Origin of the sequence: Paenibacillus sp. FSL K6-2862 (genome assembly GCF_038005125.1) — a bacterium.
Classification (GTDB): Bacteria; Bacillota; Bacilli; order Paenibacillales; family Paenibacillaceae; genus Paenibacillus; species Paenibacillus illinoisensis_A.
In genome coordinates, this window is sequence record NZ_JBBOSN010000001.1 from 1,796,284 (window position 1) to 1,820,396 (window position 24,113).

The following is a 24,113-nucleotide window of genomic DNA, read 5'->3' on the forward strand; positions in this document are numbered from 1 at the left end:
AAAATATCACGTAAAAAGGTCAGGCTGTCTCTGCAGCCTGGCCTTTTTGCCATCAAGATGAAGGATAATTGAATCCGTGCAGTTGCTCCATTCCATCAAACATGGAAATCCGACTCTGTTCTGAACCTGTCAATATAAACATGTTTTGCATGTCCATATCGCATGCTGGCTAGTCTTTTTTGTGTAGGTAGATATCACATTCAAAAAATACCTCTTGAAAAAAAAGGTGATAAATGGATGCTGGACGAAATGATTAGAAGTGAGAGTACTTTCCAATGAGTTATCATGAAAGGGGGGATATGATGAATTGGGCTAATCGAATCACGCTCGCTAGGATGGCTTTGATTCCGTTATTTATGCTGTGCTTTGTTCCGTTATCTCCTTCAATTCTGGAGCAAAGTGAAATTCTGCAACTCATGAATCAGCATGGGACTACCTTTGGGGTAATTATTTTCATTATTGCTGCCGGTACAGACAAGCTGGATGGTTATATAGCCAGAAAGTATAACCAGGTGACCAATCTGGGGAAATTGCTGGATCCGCTTGCCGATAAACTGTTGATTTCCGTGGCTCTGCTCGTCATGGTACAAGAAAATATGATCGGTTCATGGATCGCGGTTATCATTATTGGACGTGAGATTTTGATTACGGCAATAAGAATGGTCGCAACCGAACAAGGCATTGCTCTCGCGGCCGATCAGTATGGCAAGCTCAAAATGGTGCTGCAGGTTGCTGCAATCATAGCAATATTGCTGGGCAATTATCCATTTCACCTGCTGACGAATATCCGGGTGGACATAGCTCTACTATGGGTGGCAGCAGGCGTCACGCTCATATCCGGGATGAATTACATACGAGTGAACTATAAGATGCTTCAATTAGGAAAATAAATTAGGGGAATACAGTTTACATGTCAGATGAAGGAGGTTGAGAGCACTGATTGAAGCTAAAGTTTTGCTTGTTAAACCTGGGTCATTAATAGAGGAGGAAACGGGGACAGATAACTGGCTGATTGCTGTGACACAACGGCCGGAGGTACAGTATGCCGATGTAAATGATCGTAACCAGGTAGAACGGTTAATGATGAGTAGAAAGTTTGGACTTGACGCTCTTCAGATGTCTATTCATGTATTTGATGATCGTGGACAACCTTTAATCGGATATGAAGTCCCAAGTGGCTTGAATATTTGGCACGATTATCTGAAAGCGATTCGTATGTTGATGGAGCAGGGCAAAGTCTCTGTGAGTTACGGTATTGATCCGCTCTTGCTTGAAATGGAGCAGTATGCAAATGGACAAATTAGGTTTGCTATACGTTTGGAGCTAGTTCCCCAGCATATACTCACACAGTTCACCATACATGCCCGGACGTTTCTGTTGGAAATTTTGAGATCTATTGAACTCCTATGGATCAAAATGTTGCATGAGTACCATCCACCTAGTGTGCTCGATATATCAAGACCCAAAGATGACGGTAAAGAACGATTTATAGAAATTAATGCTTTGCGTAAATGGGTATTAGAGTTACCCGAATAGTTTACAACATAGAACGGAGCAGGCATGAAAAATGCAGGTTCCGTTTTTCTATGACACAACAGCAATCAAAAAAATATAGGGCCTTGGCAGCGTTCCCGAGTATACTTGTAGTAGTAGCTGAAACCACATGATACATATCGGAAAATGGCACAAGTGTGCTGACTCAGGAGGATATTAATGCACCAAGAGCATACCGCGGGTCTAGAGGAAAACTGGATTCAATTCATGATATTAAAGACCAAACTGGAACTGCCTCCGTTGGATCGTCCAAGGCTCGAGATTGAACGTATTGCACGTGATAAAAGCTGTGATTTTATTATGCTTAATACATTTTCATTCCAGGCACCGGGTTTCTACAAGAAGCATGGATACCAATTGATGACCACCATTGAGAACGCGCCAACAGGACATCGTCATTATTACTTTAAGAAGGATCTAACGTAGGGTAAGATATAGAGTACGGAACAACATGATAGGAATTTAGGAGGATCGATCTATGGTTACAATCAAAGCCATTGAACTTCAGGATTTGCCGGCCTTAAGCAAATTGTACAATGAGTTGATGGGGACCCCCACCAATGAGGAGCAGATGCACAAAATGTTTAAGTACATACAGCAAAATGGTCATTATCATGTGCTTGGTGCATTTTTCAATGGCGAGCTGGCCGGATCTGTTATGGGGATCGAATGCATGGACCTCGTGGGACAATGCAAGCCCTTCATGGTTGTGGAGAATGTGATCGTATCCGATCAGGTGCGGAGACAGGGAATCGGTCAGAAGCTGATGCTACAGATTGAACGGATTGCTAGAGACCTCGGGTGCGAGTACATGATTCTGGTATCTGGAGATCAGCGTAAGGAAGCACATCTTTTCTATGAAAAGCTTGGATTCAAGGATGAGAAGGTTCAAGGGTACCGGAAGCATTTTAACTGACCAGAAGGATTACTTAAGGAGCAAGGCGAATAAGGCATAGTCAACTTGAAAACTTCATGAATCTGAGGGAGGCACTCTCGTGTTCAAAAAATGGGCTAATGTCTTGATGATTGTGAGTTTGATCTTCGCTGTATGTTCCCCAACATCCTACGCCGCTGCCAAAACGCTTAAGGTAACGGTGACGCTGGTCAGCGCCGAACTGATAGAGAACAACTCCGTCGGCAACGAATGGGCGATAGGCGCAAGCGTGAACGGTAAAAACCTGAAGGAGGGTTCATCGGTTACATTAAATCTGAAATCAACCGATACGCTGAAATTAAAAGCGGAAGCCGAAGAACAGGATAAGATTCCGGATATCGGAAGCAAGAGCGCGAATGTGAAGGTATCTTCATTCTCCAAATCAACCAATAAGACTCTTTCCGTTGTTGTAAAAGAGAACAGAGGCCGTTATTCGGGTAACACGGCAACATGGGAGTTCAAATTCAAAATCAGCAAGAAGTGAAAACTGTTATAACCGCAAGAAAAAAGAGAGCTGTCAGCTCTCTTTTTGTATTTATTCCTTGTTTTGTTCTTAAGAATCTGATGAGGAGGAGCGGATATATTGCGGTGGATGTACGTCGTCAATCATCAAAATGCCGTCATACTGATCACGTGGGACGAGGCTCTCAGGGATCATGCCCCAGCTGTATGCAAATCGTGGTTCGAACATCCAGGAGTTCCCGGTCTCTCTGGACTGGTACCGAAGATCCAGGAAGCTATAAGGTGTGTTCGTCGCAGACATAATACCTTCAATGGAACCGGGTGCTGCTGGCTCAACGGCATGAATTCCACCGATGTTATCGGCTGTTTGACCACTTGATGCATACAATCCCAAAACATAGCTGGATTTCTTCATTTCTTCCGAAAGTTTCTCCCCCATCATGGTAATGGGATAGGGCGAGCCCATGACTTCGCTCTGCGCCTTTCTGATATGATCATTATGTCCCCATACTATAAATTTTTCGTTTGGATAAACTTCGGTTGCAAGCCACACGAGATTGTCATGCATCGCCTGATCGCGCCACTCCATGGAATCTAGAAATGTCTCATATTTGCCCTCATTCATTTCACTTGTAGCCCGGATGGAAAGATCGACATATTCCTTCGCGACACGAATTCGATCACTGAGGCTTCGCTCTAACAGCATGGAAAGCCTGGGCTGATCAGGGTATTCTTTTTGCAGATAGGTCTGGTTCGGTTCGGATCTCAGGGATTGGAGAACGTCTTGGTATACCTTGATGATTTTATTTTTCTCAGCTAGATAGGCTTTCAGGTCCGTTCCGGCAGAGAAACTGGCTAGTTTTTGTTCCGTGTGTGCGAGCCGATTGGCAAGTTCTTTATCCTTCAGCCACTTACCATCCAACAACGGGAATTGCAGCTGCATGTCGAAACCGGTTAGAATGAGGGGCTGTTCGGTTTTTGTATTGGTTTTGAGGTAATCGAATAAGGGCATCATTTCCTTGGACCACCAGACGCCAAAAATAGCGTTTTTCATCGTTTGCTCCGGATGCTGCTGGTTGGCCGTGGCATTAGCCAGCGACGTGTTGGAAAGACCACTCTCAAATGCAAGAATGTTGTATCCCATTTCCTGATGCAAAAACTGGATCAGCCGGGTCTTCGCCAGATTAAACTCGGCAACCCCATGAGAGCTTTCACCAAGGAATACAACTCGCTTGTCATGAAGCAGGGGTTTCAACATCTCGAGGTCCGAGAAGGAATCGGTCTCCTGACCTGTCTTCGCAGGCTGGATGCTCTCCAGTCGATATGCGTGATCTCTAGCCCACTTGTTCCATTCTGCAATTTTCTCATCCGATGTTTTCGCAGTTTCCACCTGGGTTACCTGTCCATGAATGGTCTCCATAGCGGTTGATGAAGCTGCACCTGCATATCCGGTTGGGTAGAGCAGATTCACCAGCATGACTGTAGACAGTGCAAGCACTGCACCTGTTTTTCGTTTTCTGAAATAGCTCAAAATAACGCCTCCTCCATCTATGAATTAACATAATGATTCCGTAAAGAACGTTCCGGCTTATGTCTGCTCATCGTCCCAGAACAGATCATTCAGTGTTCTGGAGAGTGCCTTGCATATGGCGATACATAAGCTGAGAGACGGATTATACTTGCCCAGTTCTATGAGACCAATGGTCTGCCTCGATACACCAACAATCCGTGCCAGATCATCCTGTGACAGATCTTTTTCTACCCTGGCGACTTTCAATCGTATATTTTTCATGCCCATTCACCCTTGTATCCTTTCTATGAATCACACTGATCTTTACTTGCGGCCTTTTGACTCGCCTTGTTTGCAAAGTGATGAACGATGACATTAAATCCCGCAAAGAGCGGAATGTAAAGAAGCAGTGAAAATATAAACACGAGGAAGAAATACCACCACTTCTCATGCACGGTATCGGCAAACAAAACGGAGCTTCTTATGCCCAGGAACAAGGCCATCGAAATACCGATAATGAGACCCGTAATTACGTTTCGCTGGCTGTACGACATTTTGCTTGTCTGGTCATGGACCTCAACTTCATCCGAATAAATGCCCAGCATGACGGACCGAACTCCGAAATAAATACTTCCTGCGAGAATGACGATCACTTCCGTCAGCATGGAATACGTTTCCCAACTGAGAAAGCTTTTGATCAGGATGGAGATGCCGCATAGATACATAATTAATATGTAAGCTTCCTTGTACACCTTGTTTTTGAGATTGACGATACGCTCATCCTGATTGCCCTTTTTGTTGAACCATTTCATGATTGACCTCTCCTTTGTAGGAATTGAAAATGTGGGGAATATTTCCTATTGGCTTTATGATAATATTATTTGAGTCTTTTTGCAATATATATATGTCATTTTGTTTGATATAGGATGCATGAGATCAAAAAAAAAACCTGAAATTGTTCCGATTACACACAGCGATCATTAGAAGGTGCTGCCATCAGAGCAGCAATTTGTTCATCCAATAGAGATTGATGTACTGCCCATTTGGAATAGTTTTTGGTAATATATACAAAGTGTTTGATAAGACTGGAGGTCATACATAACATGAGAATCGTAGATAACATCAAAGTATGGGGGGAGCCGCTGGAGAATGCAGTGAGTCAGGCGGTGACGTGTTCACTGCATGGAGATGTGCTTGGCGTTGCACTGATGGCTGACCATCACAAAGGGTATTCACAACCGATCGGAGGTGTTGTCGCCTATCGTAACACGATCAGTCCTTCGGGCGTTGGATACGATATTGCCTGCGGAAACAAGGCAGTACGCACCAATCTCATGTGGGAGGATATCAAGGACCAGATTGCCGTTATTATGGATGATATCAATGCAAATGTATCGTTTGGGGTGGGTCGCAATAATCCAACTCCGATTGATCACGAGCTGTTTGATGATGCGAGTTGGAAGCTGTTTGATTCGATTGAACCTGGGCTGCAGCACAAATTAAAAACGCTCGCACGCAACCAGCTTGGTACGGTAGGCAGCGGCAATCACTTTGTGGATATTTTCGTAGAGGAATCAACGGGTAAAGTATGGGTTGCGAATCATTTCGGCAGTCGGGGGTTTGGTCATAAAGTCGCGAGCGGTTTCCTCAATCTGGCTGCAGGTCGTGAGTTCAGCGGGAAAGCGCCTGGAGAATCCATGGATCAGCCACCAACGTTGTTTGACTTGAACAGCGAAATGGGCGAAATGTATTGGGACGGAATGACACTCGCAGGCCGGTATGCCTATGCAGGACGAGATTATGTTATAGAACAGGTGCTTGGTATTCTTGGAGCGAGTGCGGAGTACTCGGTTCATAACCATCATAACTTTGCCTGGAAAGAACAGCATATGGGAGAAGACGTGGTCGTCGTCCGCAAGGGAGCCACCCCACTGGCACCCGGACAGCTTGGTTTTGTCGGAGGTAGCATGGGAGATATCTCAGTGATTGTGGAGGGCATCCACAGCGAGGAGAACACGGAGTCCTACCGCAGCACGGTGCATGGGGCTGGACGGATCATGAGTCGTACCCAGGCTGCCGGTAAAATGAACTATAAGCTGCGCACTCGCATGGGCGGCGAAATAAGTGAAGAACAGATGCATGCGGCGATTCGTGCGTATGGCGTGGAGCTGAGGGGTGCAGGCACGGACGAAAGCCCGTTTGTGTATAAAAAGCTGCAGGATGTCCTGAATGCTCATGCAGACACTCTAAAAATCAATCATGTGCTGCGCCCTGTTGGTGTTGCCATGGCTGGTGGCAATGAATTTGATCCGTATAAGGACTAGTGAACGAGGTTCTGTCCCGGGAGTCCTTGTTTAATTATGAATGATATGAACTTAATAGAAGAAGGTGAGCACCATGAGAAACTGCGCATTATACAGCTCCCAGTTTGACCTGGACCAGCTGTTTGAACTTATTCAATCCATCTATCCACAGGATAAGATCATACGCAAGGAAGACAAGACGCATATTCAGGTTATCCGCAAGAAGTGGCTCAGCAAGAAAACCAAGGGCTTCAATATCATGACCAGTCAGACACACCCCGATAAATTCACTTCGATGATTCAGGGTATGATGGGGTTCATGAGTCAGATTGAAGGACGTAAACCGGCAGTACAGGAAAAAGTGCTGATCAAATGCTCGACCCTGAACATGGTCATTGGCATTGAGACCGAAGAGGATATATCGGAGGAGTTCTTCCAAGAATTATTGAAGCTTGCTCAAGGGCTGGATGCGGTTATTTTTTGGGGAGGTGGCTCCCTGCTGGACGCACAAGGACAGCTGCTGCTGGATGTGAATGGGGAATCCGAGGTAGAGGATTACCAAGTGACGGCGCACACCAGTCTTTTGGATGATGTCAGATCACCGTCCGAGTCAGGCACTCGCCGCAAGGAAAATTCCGAGTCCATTATGGCAGCGCAGGGAATTCCATTCAATGTGCACTTACCCGCAAGGGCTGGAGATGAGCATACAACGATTCGAAGTGTGGAAGAAGTGGCACAACGAGCGGTAGCCTTATGTCTCGCAGCACTCAAGGGTGAATGCCTCGGTGCAGGAGAAAGTCCAGAAGACACAGCAGCACTCGTTCAGGAAGTCATCGACAAGTACGATGCAGTCTCATTTTTCTCCCCAGCGGAGAAAAGATTTATCGAGCAGCATGGAGCGCAGCAGCAGGAAGTCATCACCTTTTCGTGGGGATATGAAGCTTACCACGTCATGCTGTGGGCGCTTGGTTATGTCGATGAGCTGGGAGCTCCAGTAGAGCTATGTAACGTTGGACAGGCTGTAGGTTATTTGCATCAAAAGGACAGCTTCGAGGACTTCCTCGCGGGTGCATCCCTGCGCAGCAAAAGTGAAATTCTCGATGCGGCCGACCTGATCTACCGTTACAACTGGGTATGTGTGAACAGCCGGATTAATGAGCAAACACCTCCCGCGGGATTGAATGGAGGCGTGGCTTACGAACGCCACCGTGCCTTGAATTGGCTGATTTGTTATATGGATCAGGAATGGGACGACGTGCGGACAGATACGTAATAAGCATAGAGCCGACTTTGATATGTAGGCATGATTTTAAAATCCCCCAGCCAGTCAAACACTGGCGTGGGGGATTTTTTGTCGTTAGCGTTGGTTTATCCGCTATGCCGGCCATATTGCTCCCGAATGAGGACATCAGCCATAATCAGCTTTTTCTCCACATTACTTTCGGGGTTTATAATGCGCCACAACATCTGGTCCACTGCACGTGCACCGATTAATTCCTTGTTCACATTGACCGTGGCAAGCACGGGAATATTGTCGTACGTGTTATCAAAACCGGTGACCACACATTGTTCAGGTACGCTGATCCCCATACTCTCCAGTGCTTCAATGGTGTAGAGGGCGAAGAAGTCATTGGCACATACAAACACCTCTGGCAAGTTCGTTTCATGGAGCACAGAGGTAAATGTTTGCCGGAAATCATCAACCGCAGGACTGCACAATTCAGGTATCTGATTCATCTCTATCCCGTTACCCATAAGCACAGAGCTGTAAGCAATCCAACGTTCATAAAAGCTGTGAGCGTCACTGGTGTTTCCGACAAATTGAAAGCTTTTGAAGCCCTTACGAAGGAGATATAGCATAATTTCACGCATGGAAGCAAAGTTATCCGTAAAAATGCTGTCACTGTGGAAGACTGGATCGAGATGATCCACCATGACAACAGGGATTCCCAGACGTTTGATTTCTAGCAAAATGGGTGTCGTAATTGAACCGACTGTAATAATGCCCCGAATGGCATCGGGATTGAGCAGTGTAAATAATTGATCTGTAGAAGGCTCCGTCAGAGTGAGGATATTAAACCCTTTCTGGTTCAGTCTGGATGATATCCCGTTAAAGATAGGACCCCAATAGACGGATTCCTGGTTCTGATAACGGACATTGGGAAACAGAATGAGAATCGTTCCGCTCCACCGTATGTTTTGAGGGTCGTGAAGTTCATTGCTGTTGTTCATATCGCCAGATAACAGGCTGTTATCTTTGAAATATCCAAGTTTGCCAGCGGCCTTGAGGATGATATCACGTGTCTGGTCGCTCACACCGGATTTACCCGAGAGCGCACGTGAAACCGCAAATTTTGACAGACCCGTAAAATGTGCAATTTCTTGAATTGTTACCTTCGTCTTCATCATACCATCCTTACATTCTTAGTTCTGCCGTATTCTTGACCATGTAGCATGAGACTGACTCCAGTATATCATGATATATTTCCTCTAATCTAATAACGGATACAGAATGAAAAATGTTAGTGGTTCTATCGTTCTAAGTTGGACAAGAAACTGGAATGATGAAGTTTGGTGAGAGAAAAGATCGGAATATGTCATTCATTATTATCTATTTGTTATTTTTATAAAATAACAAAAATTTAACGAGGTGGAGATCTCAAAACAAAGATTAGGACGAGAGAATCTTTCGAACATGCTTATTATCAGCATTTTTATGGGTTTTATCAGCATAATACCAGATAAATTAGAAAATGTTAACAATAAAATGTTGACGCTTACATTTCGCTATGTTAAATTTTGTTTGTTAAAACCAAACGTTAAAATAACAAATGGTGGTGGTGTGATAATTTTATTAGGTGAGTGAGTGCTAGTGATTGGACATGACCATTTCAGGCATACACATTCGGGGAGGTTGTAAAAAACATGATTAGAAAATGGAACGTTCTGCCGTTGATGTTACTGGCCGTGATGCTTTTTGTATCCGCTTGCAGTGGAGGTGGGACAGTGCAAAATGGCGCGGATCCAGAGGGGACCGCCAATTCGGGCACGACGACCGAAACCGCAGGAACAGAGACAGAAGGCGGGACAGAAGAGGTGGCAGCAAATGTACCGGATCTCGGTGGACGTGTCATCAAGGTTGCTGCCTGGTGGGATCTGACGCCAGCGGGGGAGACAGCATCGGATAAGGCCCGTCTCGATAAGATTGCTGAAGTCGAAAAAAAATATAACGTAAAAATCGAGTTTGTTAATGTCCCGTTCGAAGAATACATGAATAAATTCACCACGACTGCGCTGGCTGGCGAGCCATTCGCAGACATCGTCCAGATGGAATACAAGTCCGCTCTTCCTGCAATCCTCAAAGGGCAGCTGCTGCCGATCTCCGAATTCACCACAGCCGAGAACAACATCAATCAAGAAGCCAATTTGATTACCAAATATCCGGCCATCGCCGGTGATCACTACTCATTCGATAATCCAATCAGCATTGGTCTGGGACTTCACTATAACCGTGACCTGTTCAAAAAAATGTCGCTGCCTGATCCACAGGAACTCTATAACAAGGGTGAGTGGAATTGGGACAAATTCATGGAACTGGCCAAACAGGCAACGAAAGATACGGATAACGATGGCAAAATTGACGTATACGGATTCTCCGGCTGGCCGATTGACGTGCTTCGTCATTTTACCGCTGCCAATGGCGGCACGATCGTAGATGACGAAAATGCAAAAGAAGGATTGTCCGATCCAAAAACCATTGAGGCTGCCGAATTCGTTAAACGCCTGTATAACGTGGAGAATGTCGTGAAGGTCAAAACGGGCGACAAAACCAACTGGGAGGAAAGCAATACATTCAAGGATGGAGACGTTGCCTTATTCACTGCCGCTGAATGGCAGCTGGGCGATATCACCTTTGCCGCTGGTGTAGTTCCCATTCCGAACGGACCTCAGGGCAGCAAGGATATAACGTACGCCAATAACGCAGCCTCAGCAAAATTCATTCCTAAGGGTGTAGAGGATCCTAAGATTGTCTACCAGATATATGAAGAGACCTATGATATCCCGCAGATTGAAGAGTATCCGGGTCAGGATTACCTGGAGAGCCGTTATACCGACGAGAAGGACATTGCCATGATTCGTGAGCATATTGCCGGAACGGGACGTATCCTGCTCGATGATGCCTACGCAGGGTACCCCATCGGAGATTATGTGAACGACATCATCAAAAACAACGCGTCCGTTACAGCGACAGCTGAGAAATATAAGGCTCAGGCACAAGCTGCAGTTGATAAACTTGGCAAGCAATAACACCAGCAAGTGATTCAGAGAGGGGGTTCCGGTGCCTGTAATCATGCACGAAACCCCGTTTTTCTGAATTCCAACCAGGGTGTTGCTGGCATCAGCCTTGATGAGGAGGACTCGTAGAATGGCTGGAATTCTACAACGAAACCGATGGATCCTGCCTACTGTACTCGTAGCGGCTGCAGCCGGCATTTTGCTGTATTTCACTTCCGGTACGGATGTGGAGAGTGCAGATGTCCCGCCTGGCAGTCTGCCCGCTATTGAGGTGGATACAATCTTGCAGCAGACCAGGCAGAAGAAGGGATACGAACAATATGTAATCCAAGCAGGTGAAGCATCGCGGCCAGAGGTGGATATCACCATTGAAGTGGGGGACTACATACGAGCTGAGGGTGAAGAGGTCCGCAAACTGATCGATTATGAAGGCAAGGAAGGGGTTTCCTTGTATACCGGTGAGACAGGAGAGGTTGATTGGGTTGTCGATGTGCCGGAAACCGGAATATACAATCTCTCGGCAGTTTATTTTCCTGTAGAAGGCAAAAGTTCCGCGATTGAGCGTGCGCTCTATATTGACGGTGAACTTCCATTTGCGGAAGCGGCCTATTTGCAATTTGACCGGGTATGGGGCAGTGAGAAAGAAGCCGCTGAGCAGGATAATCAGGGAAATGATCTTCGTCCGAAACAGGTGGAGAAACCCCGCTGGATGGAAGAGACGTTCCAGGATTCAGATGGATACGAGCAGGCACCATTCAAGTTTTTTCTAGAGAAAGGGGAACACACCCTAACACTGAAATCTACGCGTGAACCGATGGTCATTCGATCCCTGCGGCTCTTCAACGAGAAGAATGTCCTTCCTTATGCGGAAACCGCAGGGGCACAGCAGACGGATTCTTCCGGACAGCCAAAAGATGTACTCATTCGGATTGAAGGAGAAGCGGCGATTGCCAAATCCTCACCAACGCTATACCCGACCAGCGAAAGGTCAAGTTCAGCAGTATTCCCGTATAGTGCTTCCCAAGTGCGCGTCAATACGATTGGTGGCTACAACTGGCGTCTGCCGGGACAGTGGATTGAGTGGGAGGTCGATGTGCCGGAGAGTGGACTTTATCATATCGGCTTTACTGCACAGCAGAATTTCGTCAAAGGCATCTATTCCACGCGCAAACTGACCATTGATGGTGAGGTCCCATTTGCCGAGATGGCGAAAGCACCCTTCCGCTACCAAAGCGACTATCGCGTGGATGTGATGGGCGGGAAGGAACCCTACAAGTTTCAGCTGGAAAAAGGCAAACATGTCATACGGCTGGAAAACAGCCTAGGTGACTTCGCACCGTTGATACGCAATGTAGAGGATAGTCTGTATAACCTGAACTCCATGTACCGGCGAATTCTGATGATCACAGGCACCAAGCCGGATGAATTCCGGGATTACCGGGTGGAGAAGCAAATTCCGAACCTGCTAGAGGTATTTGCCGGGGAGAGTAAACGACTCAAGGACGTGGCAGCGCAGCTTCGCCTTCTATCTGGCCAGTCCAGTGATCAGGAAGCGTTGATCAAGACGATGGCACAGCAGCTGGACGAGATGATTGACAAGCCGGATACCATACCAAGACGGCTGGCAGCTTACAAAACAAATACAGGTGGGCTCGGAACATGGGTGCAGCAGGCACGGGAGCAGCCGCTTGAAATTGATGCCATGTATGTCGCGTCCATCGACAGCAGTATTCCTCATAAAGGGATGGGCGCACTTGCCAAGGTCAGTCATGAAGCGAAGACATTCTATCATTCGTTCTTCATTGACTATAACCAAATCGGCAATGTTGCCACTTCGGAAGACCAGCGTACCGTGACGGTCTGGATTGGCAGTGGACGTGACCAGGCCAATACGATGAAGGCAATGATTGATGAGACCTTTACGCCGGAGAGCGGCATTAATGTCAATCTGAAGCTGGTGAACATGGGGACGTTATTGCCGGCTACCTTGTCTGGTGAAGGACCGGATGTAGCGATGCAGATCGGCAATGACCTGCCGGTAAACTTTGCTATGAGGAACTCGGCAGTGGATCTGACCAAGTTTGCTGACTATACCTCAGTGGAACAGGAGTTCAGAGAAAGTGCGATCGTCCCCTATGTCTATGATTCGGGTGTGTATGCCCTGCCGGAAACACAGACTTTTAATATGCTCTTTTACCGAAAAGACGTACTCGCAGAACTGGGGCTTGAAGTCCCTCAAACGTGGGAAGACGTCGAAAGTCTGCTGGCTATTCTTAGCAAAAACCATATGGAATTCGGCATGCCGGTTGTGACTCAGGCTAATATGCAGGGTGTCAACATTCCGCCCAACTCGCAATACGCAACGATGCTCCTACAGAATGGAGGATCCTTCTACCGCAACGATGGCAAGGAATCCGATCTGGATTCACGTATCGGGATCGAGACATTCAAGCAGTGGACAGAGTTCTATACCGATTACAAGCTGGAGCGGGAATATGACTTTGCCAACCGCTTCAGAACAGGGCAGATGCCGATCGGCTTGACGGATTACACGATGTACAACCAGCTATCCGTATTTGCACCGGAGATTCGCGGACTATGGGGCTTCGTTCCTGTCCCGGGTACGGTACAGGCGGATGGCACATTGAATCGGGATGTGCCCGGCGGAGGCAGCGCAGTCATGATGCTGGAGAGCGCCAAGGATAAGGAAGCCGCGTGGGAGTTCATGAAATGGTGGACCAGCACACCGGTACAGGCTGAATTCGGCCGCGAGATGGAAGGACTGATGGGCGCTGCTGCGCGTTATCCAACGGCCAACATCAAGGCGCTTGATTCATTGCCGTGGCCAGCTGAGGATTATGCCAATCTTAAGGCACAATTCGAAACGGTGAAGGGCATTCCCGAAGTGCCAGGGGGTTATTTTACCGGGCGCCATCTGTTCAATGCCTTTTACAAAACGGTGGTTGGTCAAGTGGAAGCCAGAGAATCCATTATGGACTACACCCAGTATATTCAGGACGAGATTCGGGTCAAACGTAATGAATTTGGTCTTCCGTAAGCAGAGGGAGGGTTAACAGTGTCACAAATATCACTCCGAGACGGTCAACACAGTCCTCCTGAGAAGGCTTCAAGGATGGGCATGAAATCATGGTGGAGCTGGAAGCTCCAGGAGATGAAAGCCAGCAAGCATTCCTACGTCCTGCTGGCTCCCTACATGATTCTGTTCACCATGTTTACCGTGATCCCGGTTGTTATCTCTATCATTCTCAGCTTCACCTATTTCAACATGCTGGAGTTTCCGCGTTTTATTGGCTGGCAGAACTACACTCGGTTGTTTTTGGAGGATGACGTATTCCTGATTGCCATCAAGAACACGCTGCTGTTTGCCATTATTACCGGACCCATCAGTTATATTGCCTGCTTTGTGTGTGCCTGGATCATTAATGAATTGACGCCCAAATGGAGGGCATTCATGACGTTGATCTTCTACGCGCCATCCATTTCCGGGAATGTCTACTTTATCTGGTTGATGATCTTCTCGGGCGATCGCTACGGTATTGCCAATGGATTATTGATCCGATGGGGCTTCCTGCTGGAGCCGATTCAGTGGCTGAAGACCGAGGCGTACATCATGCCTATCCTTATCCTTGTGCAGCTGTGGCTGAGCTTGGGTACAGGGTTTCTGGCATTCATCGCCGGATTGCAGACAGTTGACCGGACGTTATATGAAGCAGGTGCAGTAGACGGTGTCAAAAATCGCTGGCAGGAGCTCTGGTATATTACATTGCCTTCCATGCGGCCGCAGCTGATGTTCGGTGCAGTCATTCAACTTACTACCTCGTTTGCCGTGGCAGACGTCTCCATCGCACTGGCTGGGTTTCCAAGCGTGAACTATGCAGCTGAGACGGTGGTCACTCACCTGATCGACTTTGGTACAACACGGTTTGAAATGGGTTACGCTTCGGCGATTGCAACCGTACTCTTCATGATTATGGTAGGCACTAACCTGCTTGTACAGAAATTGCTGCGAAGGGTGGGAGAATAGCTATGGCTGCAATTGCGACAGGCAAAAAGCGGGTGAATCGCTCGTTATCCGGCAGTCTCTCCCTGTTTGCCCTTCTGCTCGTATTTGGTGCCTTCATGGTACTGCCGCTAATCTATGCGATCAACAATGCATTCAAACCGCTGGATGAGATTTTTACCTTTCCACCGACGTTGTTTGTCAAAAATCCAACGTTCAGCAATTTTACGGATTTGCTGAATCTGCTGAGCGACTCGTGGGTGCCCTTCTCACGATATATTTTCAATACCGTATTTATTACGGGCATTGGCATTGTGGGCCATGTGCTTTTGGCTTCAGCAGCAGCCTATCCACTTGCCAAGCATAAATTTCCGGGCAAAGTGTTCATGTTCCAGGTGGTTGTGCTATCGCTCATGTTCACCCCTGCCGTAACAGCGATTCCCAATTATATGATCATGTCCTGGCTTGGCTGGATCGACACGTATTGGGCCGTTATCATTCCGGCATTTGCCTATTCACTTGGACTGTATCTGATGAAGCAGTTCATGGAGCAGATTCCGGATGCGCTGCTGGAAGCAGCGAAGATTGATGGTGCAAGTGAATACCGGATCTTCTGGTCGATTGTCATGCCGAATGTGAAGCCGGCCTGGCTGACCTTGATCATCCTGCTGTTCCAGATGTTATGGGGCAGTGACGGCAATGGCTACATTTACAGCGAACAGCTCAAGACACTGCATTACGCAGCAGGCCAGATTATTCAAGGCGGAATATCCCGGGCAGGAGCAGGTGCTGCGGTGGCACTTATTCTGATGAGTGTGCCGATTACACTGTTTATTTTCTCGCAGAGCCGCATTATTGAGACGATGGCGAGCTCGGGCATGAAGGATTGAGGGGGAGCGATATGGCACGCACAGTGAAAAGGTGGCTTGTTCTCCTGGCGGCAGTATCCCTGCTGCTGGTGAATGCCGTGCCTGCGGCAGCTTCTTCGGCGCCGTATGAGAGTTATAACTACAACTCCTGGAGAGAAGCCGTTCCTTCCCCGGATGCCTATCTGCCCAAGCGAACCATCTCGGGCAGCGAATTAGGCATTGGGGAATTCAAGGATCCCAGTGATGTGAATGTATCTTCATCCGGTCAGATCTATATTTTGGATAGCGGCAACAGCCGGATTGTCATATTGGACGAAGAGTATAAGCTTCTTCGGGTCATGGACGGGTTCACGAGAGAAGGCAGCAAGGAAACATTCAATGCTCCCGGTGGACTGTTTGTGGATGAAGAGGAGCGAATCTACGTCGCAGATACAGGGAACAGTCGGGTCGTGATCCTGAATGCGAAGGGACAATTGAATCGTATTATCAATGCTCCCGAGTCGGATGTTCTGGCGACTGACTTTCAGTTCCAGCCGCTGAAGTTGACGGTTGACCATGTGGGCCGGGTTTATGTGGTAGCTCAAGGCGTTTACGAAGGAATTATGCAGTTTGACGAGACGGGGAAGTTCATCGGATACGTCGGCACCAATAAGGTGGAGCGGGACTACGGCGAATATATCTGGCGCATGTTCTCCACCAAGGCCCAGCGGGCACAGATGGTCCTGTTTGTACCGACCGAGTTTTCGAGCGCGGATATCGACCATAAAGGGTTTGTCTACGCAACCAACATCGATCCTGGTTCGAGTGAGCCGATCAAACGACTCAATCCGTCCGGAGAAGATGTGCTGAAGCGGTTTGGTTATTTTGACGTGAAGGGGGATATCCGGTTTCGCAACAATACAGGGCCATCCAAGCTCATTGATGTGAAAGTGCTGGGCAACGGCATGTACAGTGTGCTGGACGCGACACAGAATCGGGTGTTCACTTACGACGACGAGGGTCATCTGCTCTATATCTATGGTGGTAAAGGAAATCAGGTAGGCACGCTCAAAACACCCGTTGCCATTGAGCAATCCGGCGATCACCAACTGGTTCTTGACCGGGGGAAGAACAATCTGGTGGTCTATGAGCCGACTCGGTTTGGAACCCATGTGAATGAGGCAGTTGCCCTTCATTATCAGGGTGAGGATACGGAAGCTGTGCATATTTGGCAAGAAGTGCTGAAGCTGAACGCCAATTATGATATTGCCTATATCGGTATCGGCAAATCCTTGCTCATGGAGAAGAAAAATAAGGAGGCTCTCGGTTACTTCGAGCTTGGGATGGACCGCAAGAGTTATTCGGTGGCGTTCAAAAGATACCGGCGGGAGATGATGAAGGAACATTTCGGCACGTTTCTGACCGCAGGTATTGCCCTGATTTTCATTCTGATCCTGGCCCGGGTGGCGGTTAAATGGAGACGGAGGAGGCAGATTGACCGTGAAGCAGGATTACATTAAGTTTCCGCTGCATCTCATTTTTCACCCTATCGATGCATACTGGGACCTCAAGTCGGATAACCGGGGACGGATGCTTGTTGCCTTTTTGGCACTCGCGCTTACCATCATCATGATGACTTTGCAAAAGCAATACGCGGGATTTCTCGTCAATTTTACTGATCCTCGCACCATCAACAGTATTGTGGAGATCGCGACGGTTGCGGTGCCGTTCTTTCTATGGTGCGTTGCCAACTGGTCGGTGACGACGCTGATGGAAGGGGAAGGCAAGTTCAGGGAAATCTTTCTGGCGACAGGATACTCACTCATTCCGGTTATTTTGATCTATGCCCCGATGATTGTGATCAGCCGGTTCATGGTGCAGGAGGAGACTGCTTTTTATTATCTGTTTAACAGCATCGCATTCTTCTGGTTTCTGCTGCTCCTGTTCATTGGCACGATGACGGTGCACCAATATACGGTGTTCAAAACGATCATTACGATGCTGCTGACGCTCATTGTGATGGGGATTATCGTTTTCCTCGGAGCGCTCGTGTTCAGTATGCTGCAGCAATTATATGAATTCGGTTATAACATATACCGCGAGTTGATTTTTCGGACCTAAAGGAGGCGGCATCCGTGATCAAAAGGCAACGATTATATACGGTGCTGGCCAGCGGCACAGCTGTGATTCTGATGACAGCCGGACTGCTGTATATGAACAACAGGGGAGTACCCGCTATAGAAGTAGCAGCTTATCTGGAAGCAACAACCGAGGCGATACCAGCCGAAACGGAGACACTGAAGTATCTAGCGGATACCTCGAAGGGTGTGCCAGGCATGCAATTGGTCGCTGAGGATCAGGGATTGGCGCTTTATTATAACGAGGAGACAACCGAGATCGCCGTGCGTGACGGAGCTAGCGGAGAGATCTGGTACAGCAATCCCAAAGAACGCACCCAAGATGGTCTGGCCTCGGCTTATGAGAAAGAAGTTCTGTCGTCCCAACTCAACATCTCCTTCCGGGATGCGATAGGTACACTGGAGAACTTTCCGAATTTCAGCACCAGTATTACCAACAAACAATTTGTTGCTGCTAATGTGGATGGGGGAATCCGGATTACTTACACACTTGGAGATACCTCGCTCGGTATTGATGCATTGCCCAGATTGATTAGCAAACAGCGCCTGGAGGAAAAGGTTCTTTCGAAACTGGATGCTACCGCCGCAAGGTATGCTTCTGCCCGTTACTATCCAACCAAGGACAATCCGGATGTTCTGGAAAGGCTGGATGGACAGATTTCGAAGCAGCTCGTTCTGAACAAGATGCTGGATGCCTTTGAGACAGCGGGTTACACCGCAGACGATCTTGCTTATGACAATCAGGAAAATGGGGTTGAAGGTGGTGGGGCATCGGATAAGCCCAGCTTCGTCATCCCGGTGGAATATCGGCTGGATCAAGGCTCGCTGGTGGTAACCGTACCTCTGAGTCAAGTGGAAGAGAGTGGTCAATATCGTATTCGTAACATGGATTTGCTCGCTTACTTCGGTGCCGCGGATACAAAGGGCGAAGGGTATATGTTCGTGCCGGACGGGTCAGGCAGCTTGATCCATCTGAATAATGGAAAGGTCAAGGAAGAGCAGTATGTACAGCGTGTATACGGTGCAGATCCTAACGACAATTCGCTCAGTCGGCCCCAGGTCAGCGAATCAGCCCATATGCCTGTATTTGGTCTCAAGAACGGGGAGCATGCCTGGTTTGCCGTGATTGAAAAAGGAGACGGAATGGCCAGCATCTCTGCCGATATCGGAGGCAGGCAGAACAGTTACAACCATGTACATGCGACCTTCTCCCTGCGTGGGGAGGATGAACTGGAGATGTATACCTCGCAGAAAATGCAGGAGATTCAACTGCTGAGTGAAGAGCCTTTTCGCGGAGATATCCAGGTCCGATATCATTTCCTGCATGGAGAAGATGCCAGTTATTCCGGTATGGCTCGCCTGTATCAGCAGCAGTTGGTGGATGGGGATGTGCTGAAGCCGCTGGAAGAACAGACGGAGCTGCCGTTCTATGTGAGTGTACTCGGTGCAGTCGACCAAAAAGCCTCATTTCTGGGTGTGCCTTATCGGACCACACTAGCCATGACGACGTATGAACAGGCTGCCGACATGGCAGCAAAGTTACAGCAGGAAGGTGTGAGCCGTGTACAGATGCGGTATCAGGGCTGGTTCGGTGGCGGGTTCAGCCACCATACGCCGACCCAAGTGAAGCTGGATCGTGAAGTAGGAAGTCGTTCTGAGCTGCAGGAGCTGTCTGCCCGATTGCAGCAGTCAGGGGGAGCCCTATTCCCTGATGTGGCATTCCAGCGAATCTATCATGATGACTCGCGTTTTGCGCCGTCTTCCGATGCGGCCCGGTTTGTAACCAAGGAGACCGCGGAATTGTATCCTTACAGTCCTGCTCTCAACCGAATGGATCAGAGCAAGGACAGCTATTATCTGCTCTCGGCTGCGAAGCTTCCTTATGTGATCAGCGAATTTGCCGGGAACTTTACAAAACTGGAACTCGGCGGATTATCACTCCGTGATCTCGGGCAGGTTCTGACTTCCGATTATCGGGATAACCGTGTCATTCACCGCGAGACGGCCAAGAACATTGTGAAGGAGCAGCTTGGCAAGCTGCATCAGGAGTATCCGAGCATGATGTTGTCATCGGCTAATGCTTATGCATGGGGATATGCAGAGCATGTAGTCGATGTGCCTCAAGGCTCCAGTTGGTTCAACATTACCGATGAGGAAGTTCCTTTTTATGAAATGGTCATTCATGGATATATGTACTACGCAGCATCCCCCATGAATACGTCAGGAGATCAGGACTTGCGCAAGCAGCTCCTGCGAAGTATTGAGCTTGGTGCAGCTCCGCATTTCCAATGGACTCATGAACCATCATCCAGGCTGAAGTTAACGAATTATGATTCGGCTTATGCTACAGCGTACGAAGACTGGATAGATGACGCGGTTGTTCTGTACAAGGAAGCAAATGAGGTGTTGAAAGGGTTGGGGAATCAGCAGATGACCGGGCATGAACGAATTCAGGAAGGCGTGGTCCGGGTCACGTACAGCGGCGGTACGACTATCCTTGTAAACTACACTGACGATCGGGTAACTGTAGACGGAGTGTCGGTTGGCAAAATGGACTATGCCGTGGAAGGAGTGAGCCAATGAGAACTCTGCGTTTATCATTGAAATCACGGAGAGCACTGCTCGGTCTTGCGTTTATCTCACCGTGGCTGCTTGGTTTCATCTTCCTTTTTGCCACACCGCTCCTGCAATCGATTCGGTTCAGCTTCAGCAACTTGTCAGTGGCTCCAGGAGGATACGTTCTTGACTTTGTCGGACTGAAAAATTTTAAGGATGCACTTCTCGTGGATGCTACCTTTAACCGGATCCTGATTGATTCGGTTGGGGCCATGCTGCTAAATGTGCCCATGATATTGTTTTTCAGTCTGTTTACGGCGACCCTGCTCAACCAGAAGTTCAAGGGTAGAACCATGGCGCGGGCGATCTTCTTCCTGCCCGTTATTCTGGCCTCCAGTGCGGTAGCGGCAGCCGAATCTGCAGGTCTGATCAATTTGATGGGCGACGCCAGCGCCGTTGAATCGACGGCTGATGGAGGAGCTTCGTTTAACGTGGTTTCCATCGTGCGGATGCTGGCCGATGTTGGACTGCCGATGGCCTATGTGGATTATATCGTGGAAGCCATCATGCGAATTTACGAGATCATTAGCCGCTCAGGCGTTCAGATTCTGATCTTTCTCGCCGCCCTGCAGTCCGTACCTGGTTCCATGTATGAAGTAGCCAAAATCGAAGGGGCAACGGCCTATGAATCATTCTGGAAAATTACATTTCCAATGGTCAGTCCGCTGATATTGACGAATGTCATTTATACGATTATCGATTCATTTGCTGGAAGTCCGGTTACACAAGCCATCTACCAAACGGCATTTAAGACCCAGAATTTTGGCCTGAGCTCGGCAATGTCCTGGCTGTATACGCTGGTGATCGGCCTTGTGCTGCTCGTTGTCGGCTGGGTATTGTCACGGCGGGTGCATTACAACTGACGGTTCATGTAAAAGGAGGGCTACTAGACTATGGCTGTGTCGGGAACGGATCGCATGGTGGTGGTTCCGAAGCAGAATTATCAACTGCAGCGAGTTCGGAATAAAACATCGGACCTCCTGTATTCCATATTCAGATATGCATTGATCATCGGCATTTCATTTATTATTCTGTATCCGTTATTTCTTAAAATCTCGGTTGCGTTCAAGGATAAACAAGACATCTATAATCCAACCATTTATATGATTCCCCAGCATTTCACGCTGGACAATATCAGGCTGGCCGCACAGGTAATGGATTACCTGCCTTTGCTCGCGAACACCTTGCTGTTTGTTACCATAACCACGCTTTTGACGGCGATATCCTGTGCGCTTGCCGGATATGGATTTGCCCGCTTTACTTTTCCAGGCAGCAATGTCCTCTTTGTGCTGGTGATTCTCACCATTCTGGTGCCGACAAGCACGCTGATGGTACCGATGTACCTGCATTTCCGGAGTTTCGACTTTCTGGGCATTATTCAGCTGTTTACGGGCAGGGAGGGGGTCAATCTGTTAAATACCTATTGGCCTTCCATGATTACTGCAGCGACGGCCGGTGGGCTGAAGGCAGGGCTATTCATTTATATTTTCAGACAGTTCTTCAAGGGTATGCCCAAAGAGATCGAAGAAGCTGCGCTGATTGATGGCGCGGGCGGATTCCGTACATTTGCCCGAATCATGCTGCCCAACGCCATTTCACCACTGATCACAGTTATTCTGTTTTCCTTTGTGTGGCAGTACAATGATACGTTCTATTCGGCGCTGTTCATGAGTGAAAGTTCATTGATCTCGCTGAAGGTCGCTTCATTACCCGCTCAGGCGAATCAGTTGATTCCCCAACTGATGGGTTTTGGTTCGAGTTCCGGCATGAAGGCTGATCCGAACTATGTCGCCATGATCGTGGATACGGGCATTTTGCTGGCGATTGCACCTCTGATTATTTTGTATCTGTTTGTACAGCGTTATTTCGTGGAAAGTATTGAGCGTTCTGGCGTTGTTGGTTAAGCGGGTTTGGCGTAGTCAGATAGGATACGTAATTCGGTTGATTTTGATATTTGGGTCGCTATGTACCCTGCCTTGGAATGGGGGATTATCAATGACGGAAAATAAGATAAGCAGTACCTTGGTAAATCAAGATGCGACTTCCGAGGCCAGGGAATTGATGAAGTACTTGGTGAAGAGTTATGGGACGGCAGTACTCTCGGGTCAGCAGGAATACAGCAACTTGAACTGGATTAATGAGAATACGGGACGGAAACCGGCTGTGATTGGGTTTGATCTGATGGAATACTCACCTTCAAGGACAGAGCGGGGAGCGACTTCCGAAGAAATACGAGATATGATTGCATGGCATCAGCAAGGCGGGATCGTGACCTTGTGTTGGCACTGGAATGCACCGTCCCAACTGATCGATGAACCTGGTAAAGAGTGGTGGCGGGGATTTTATACGGAGGCCACAACGTTCGATCTCGCCTCCGCGCTGGCTAACCCCGAATCGGATGAGTATGCCTTGTTGATCCGGGATATCGATGTGATCGCCGGGCATCTGCAGGAGCTTAAGGAAGTAGGCGTACCCGTGTTATTCCGCCCGCTTCATGAAGCTGAAGGAGGGTGGTTCTGGTGGGGAGCGAAAGGACCTGAACCTGCCAAACAGTTGTATCGTCTGCTGTATGATCGATTGGTCAACCAACATGAGCTAAATAATCTTATCTGGGTGTGGAACTCGGAACAGCCGGAATGGTATCCGGGCGATGATGTTGTGGACATTGTGAGCGTGGATGTATATCCGAAGGCAGGGAACCATGATCCACTTGCAGAACGCTACGAGAACTTGCGGAATTTGGTGAGTGACAGCAAAATGATAGCACTCGCGGAGAACGGCTCCATTCCTGATCCGCAGCAGATGGAGGAGCAGGGCATTCATTGGAGCTGGTTCTGTACCTGGACAGGTGAGTTTCTGAGGGGTGGCCAGCATAATACAGTGGAATTTTTAAAAGAAGTGTACAACAGCGACTATGTCATAACTCTGGATCAGTTGCCTGAGTGGAGTTGGAAATAGTCGTTCAAGGCGTTCAGCGTATCGTGAACCTAAAAAGCGTTAGCATGGCATAAGAAATTATGCGGATGCCAGCGCTTTTTTAATCGTGATTTTTATGGATGGTGGATGATAATTAAATGTAATGGTTACTCGCTGAGCTCGATATCAGAGCATTGATCTTCGGAAATAAAGTCTCATTGGAAGTGAACAGGACGTAAGATTGATGGGGTGTGCGGATTAGAATGGTTTCAGAAGCGCCATACGCTGCGCCGATTCGAATGGCCGAAGGCTCACTTCCACCATAGGTATCCTCAAGGGTAACGGATTGGATATCTGTTATCGGAATACTAATTTTAGAAAACTGCCAGCGAATGATCAGTTGATTTTTTTCCTGCTCTACTTTTACACCTAGCATCATATGTCCTCCTAATCAGTGATGAGTTAAGGTGAACTACCTTTATACCAGTTTATCATTAAGTGGTTAATATTTCCTT

General features: G+C 48.0%; 21 protein-coding genes and 1 pseudogene. 17 read left to right on the forward strand and 5 right to left on the reverse strand.

Annotated features, from left to right (window positions below; translation table 11 throughout):
- Positions 1-302: 302 nt before the first annotated feature.
- From pgsA to MHB82_RS08425, 5 genes and pseudogenes are all read left to right on the forward strand, one after another.
- Positions 303-890: a CDP-diacylglycerol--glycerol-3-phosphate 3-phosphatidyltransferase gene (pgsA, locus tag MHB82_RS08405; protein ID WP_110821159.1), complete on the forward strand. Its 588-nt coding sequence runs from the start codon at positions 303-305 to the stop codon at positions 888-890.
- A 37-nt stretch (positions 891-927) separates the two neighbouring features.
- Positions 928-1,536, forward strand: a complete 609-nt coding sequence (locus MHB82_RS08410) for a hypothetical protein (protein WP_341174434.1) — start codon at positions 928-930, stop codon at positions 1,534-1,536.
- 276 nt (positions 1,537-1,812) lie between these two features.
- A pseudogene (locus MHB82_RS08415) lies at positions 1,813-1,980 on the forward strand (GNAT family N-acetyltransferase); the annotation flags it as partial.
- 52 nt (positions 1,981-2,032) lie between these two features.
- Entirely contained in the window at positions 2,033-2,470 is a 438-nt protein-coding gene (locus tag MHB82_RS08420) for a GNAT family N-acetyltransferase (protein WP_341174435.1), read from the forward strand.
- Between the two features lie 79 nt (positions 2,471-2,549).
- On the forward strand, positions 2,550-2,972 hold the full coding sequence (locus MHB82_RS08425) for a hypothetical protein (RefSeq protein ID WP_255247890.1): 423 nt from the start codon (positions 2,550-2,552) through the stop codon (positions 2,970-2,972).
- Positions 2,973-3,041: 69 nt separating this feature from the next.
- Here MHB82_RS08425 and MHB82_RS08430 read toward each other — a convergent pair whose 3' ends face one another.
- Genes MHB82_RS08430 through MHB82_RS08440 form a run of 3 tightly spaced genes read right to left on the reverse strand, consistent with a single transcriptional unit; the run spans position 3,042 to position 5,272 of the window.
- Positions 3,042-4,481: an erythromycin esterase family protein gene (locus tag MHB82_RS08430; protein ID WP_341174436.1), complete on the reverse strand. Its 1,440-nt coding sequence runs from the start codon at positions 4,479-4,481 to the stop codon at positions 3,042-3,044.
- Positions 4,482-4,538: 57 nt separating this feature from the next.
- Complete coding sequence (locus tag MHB82_RS08435; RefSeq protein WP_095288443.1) at positions 4,539-4,742, reverse strand: helix-turn-helix transcriptional regulator; 204 nt, start codon at positions 4,740-4,742, stop codon at positions 4,539-4,541.
- A 23-nt stretch (positions 4,743-4,765) separates the two neighbouring features.
- Positions 4,766-5,272 (reverse strand): DUF6773 family protein, encoded by a 507-nt coding sequence (locus MHB82_RS08440; protein WP_110821158.1) that lies wholly within the window; start codon positions 5,270-5,272, stop codon positions 4,766-4,768.
- Positions 5,273-5,563: 291 nt separating this feature from the next.
- Between MHB82_RS08440 and MHB82_RS08445 the strand changes: the two genes are divergently transcribed.
- Both MHB82_RS08445 and MHB82_RS08450 read left to right on the forward strand, forming a co-directional pair.
- The gene (locus tag MHB82_RS08445; RefSeq protein WP_341174437.1) at positions 5,564-6,784 is read left to right on the forward strand and encodes an RtcB family protein; all 1,221 of its coding nucleotides are present in this window, start codon (positions 5,564-5,566) and stop codon (positions 6,782-6,784) included.
- Between the two features lie 73 nt (positions 6,785-6,857).
- Positions 6,858-8,036 carry a DUF4272 domain-containing protein gene (locus tag MHB82_RS08450; protein WP_341174438.1) on the forward strand — a complete coding sequence of 393 codons (1,179 nt, stop codon included), beginning with the start codon at positions 6,858-6,860 and terminating at the stop codon, positions 8,034-8,036.
- A 95-nt stretch (positions 8,037-8,131) separates the two neighbouring features.
- Here MHB82_RS08450 and MHB82_RS08455 read toward each other — a convergent pair whose 3' ends face one another.
- Entirely contained in the window at positions 8,132-9,169 is a 1,038-nt protein-coding gene (locus MHB82_RS08455) for a LacI family DNA-binding transcriptional regulator (protein ID WP_341174439.1), read from the reverse strand.
- A 519-nt stretch (positions 9,170-9,688) separates the two neighbouring features.
- Here MHB82_RS08455 and MHB82_RS08460 point away from each other — a divergent pair.
- The 10 genes from MHB82_RS08460 to MHB82_RS08505 all read left to right on the forward strand — a co-directional run bounded on the left by MHB82_RS08460 (position 9,689) and on the right by MHB82_RS08505 (position 23,640).
- Positions 9,689-11,071: an ABC transporter substrate-binding protein gene (locus tag MHB82_RS08460; RefSeq protein WP_437126815.1), complete on the forward strand. Its 1,383-nt coding sequence runs from the start codon at positions 9,689-9,691 to the stop codon at positions 11,069-11,071.
- Between the two features lie 118 nt (positions 11,072-11,189).
- Positions 11,190-14,117 carry an extracellular solute-binding protein gene (locus MHB82_RS08465; RefSeq protein ID WP_341174440.1) on the forward strand — a complete coding sequence of 976 codons (2,928 nt, stop codon included), beginning with the start codon at positions 11,190-11,192 and terminating at the stop codon, positions 14,115-14,117.
- Between the two features lie 75 nt (positions 14,118-14,192).
- Positions 14,193-15,104, forward strand: coding sequence for a carbohydrate ABC transporter permease (locus MHB82_RS08470; protein WP_341176611.1), 912 nt, complete (start codon positions 14,193-14,195; stop codon positions 15,102-15,104).
- Between the two features lie 2 nt (positions 15,105-15,106).
- On the forward strand, positions 15,107-15,970 hold the full coding sequence (locus tag MHB82_RS08475; protein ID WP_017689719.1) for a carbohydrate ABC transporter permease: 864 nt from the start codon (positions 15,107-15,109) through the stop codon (positions 15,968-15,970).
- A gap of 11 nt (positions 15,971-15,981) precedes the next feature.
- A complete protein-coding gene (locus MHB82_RS08480; RefSeq protein ID WP_341174441.1) occupies positions 15,982-17,448 on the forward strand; it encodes an NHL repeat-containing protein in 1,467 nt (488 codons plus the stop codon).
- Positions 17,429-18,049, forward strand: coding sequence for a YIP1 family protein (locus tag MHB82_RS08485; protein ID WP_183521348.1), 621 nt, complete (start codon positions 17,429-17,431; stop codon positions 18,047-18,049). The genes MHB82_RS08480 and MHB82_RS08485 overlap by 20 nt, the downstream gene beginning before the upstream one ends.
- Positions 18,050-18,063: 14 nt before the next feature.
- Positions 18,064-20,649 (forward strand): DUF5696 domain-containing protein, encoded by a 2,586-nt coding sequence (locus MHB82_RS08490; protein WP_341174442.1) that lies wholly within the window; start codon positions 18,064-18,066, stop codon positions 20,647-20,649.
- Positions 20,646-21,545: a carbohydrate ABC transporter permease gene (locus MHB82_RS08495; RefSeq protein WP_095359179.1), complete on the forward strand. Its 900-nt coding sequence runs from the start codon at positions 20,646-20,648 to the stop codon at positions 21,543-21,545. The genes MHB82_RS08490 and MHB82_RS08495 overlap by 4 nt, the downstream gene beginning before the upstream one ends.
- A 30-nt stretch (positions 21,546-21,575) precedes the next feature.
- Positions 21,576-22,586 carry a carbohydrate ABC transporter permease gene (locus tag MHB82_RS08500; RefSeq protein WP_095359178.1) on the forward strand — a complete coding sequence of 337 codons (1,011 nt, stop codon included), beginning with the start codon at positions 21,576-21,578 and terminating at the stop codon, positions 22,584-22,586.
- 91 nt (positions 22,587-22,677) lie between these two features.
- The gene (locus MHB82_RS08505; protein WP_341174443.1) at positions 22,678-23,640 is read left to right on the forward strand and encodes a glycosyl hydrolase; all 963 of its coding nucleotides are present in this window, start codon (positions 22,678-22,680) and stop codon (positions 23,638-23,640) included.
- A gap of 112 nt (positions 23,641-23,752) precedes the next feature.
- On the opposite strand, the gene MHB82_RS08510 is transcribed toward MHB82_RS08505, so the two are convergent.
- Complete coding sequence (locus MHB82_RS08510; protein WP_341174444.1) at positions 23,753-24,034, reverse strand: SunI/YnzG family protein; 282 nt, start codon at positions 24,032-24,034, stop codon at positions 23,753-23,755.
- Positions 24,035-24,113 lie beyond the last annotated feature (79 nt).

Coding starts and splice junctions, on each gene's coding strand:
- MHB82_RS08465 (WP_341174440.1), top strand. CDS start 11,190: ATGGCTGGAATTCTACAACGAAACCGATGGATCCTGCCTACTGTACTC.
- MHB82_RS08460 (WP_437126815.1), top strand. CDS start 9,689: ATGATTAGAAAATGGAACGTTCTGCCGTTGATGTTACTGGCCGTGATG.
- pgsA (WP_110821159.1), top strand. CDS start 303: ATGAATTGGGCTAATCGAATCACGCTCGCTAGGATGGCTTTGATTCCG.
- MHB82_RS08440 (WP_110821158.1), bottom strand. CDS start 5,272: ATGAAATGGTTCAACAAAAAGGGCAATCAGGATGAGCGTATCGTCAAT.
- MHB82_RS08500 (WP_095359178.1), top strand. CDS start 21,576: ATGGCTGTGTCGGGAACGGATCGCATGGTGGTGGTTCCGAAGCAGAAT.
- MHB82_RS08445 (WP_341174437.1), top strand. CDS start 5,564: ATGAGAATCGTAGATAACATCAAAGTATGGGGGGAGCCGCTGGAGAAT.
- MHB82_RS08435 (WP_095288443.1), bottom strand. CDS start 4,742: ATGAAAAATATACGATTGAAAGTCGCCAGGGTAGAAAAAGATCTGTCA.
- MHB82_RS08455 (WP_341174439.1), bottom strand. CDS start 9,169: ATGAAGACGAAGGTAACAATTCAAGAAATTGCACATTTTACGGGTCTG.
- MHB82_RS08450 (WP_341174438.1), top strand. CDS start 6,858: ATGAGAAACTGCGCATTATACAGCTCCCAGTTTGACCTGGACCAGCTG.
- MHB82_RS08510 (WP_341174444.1), bottom strand. CDS start 24,034: ATGCTAGGTGTAAAAGTAGAGCAGGAAAAAAATCAACTGATCATTCGC.
- MHB82_RS08505 (WP_341174443.1), top strand. CDS start 22,678: ATGACGGAAAATAAGATAAGCAGTACCTTGGTAAATCAAGATGCGACT.
- MHB82_RS08495 (WP_095359179.1), top strand. CDS start 20,646: ATGAGAACTCTGCGTTTATCATTGAAATCACGGAGAGCACTGCTCGGT.
- MHB82_RS08475 (WP_017689719.1), top strand. CDS start 15,107: ATGGCTGCAATTGCGACAGGCAAAAAGCGGGTGAATCGCTCGTTATCC.
- MHB82_RS08480 (WP_341174441.1), top strand. CDS start 15,982: ATGGCACGCACAGTGAAAAGGTGGCTTGTTCTCCTGGCGGCAGTATCC.
- MHB82_RS08420 (WP_341174435.1), top strand. CDS start 2,033: ATGGTTACAATCAAAGCCATTGAACTTCAGGATTTGCCGGCCTTAAGC.
- MHB82_RS08470 (WP_341176611.1), top strand. CDS start 14,193: ATGGGCATGAAATCATGGTGGAGCTGGAAGCTCCAGGAGATGAAAGCC.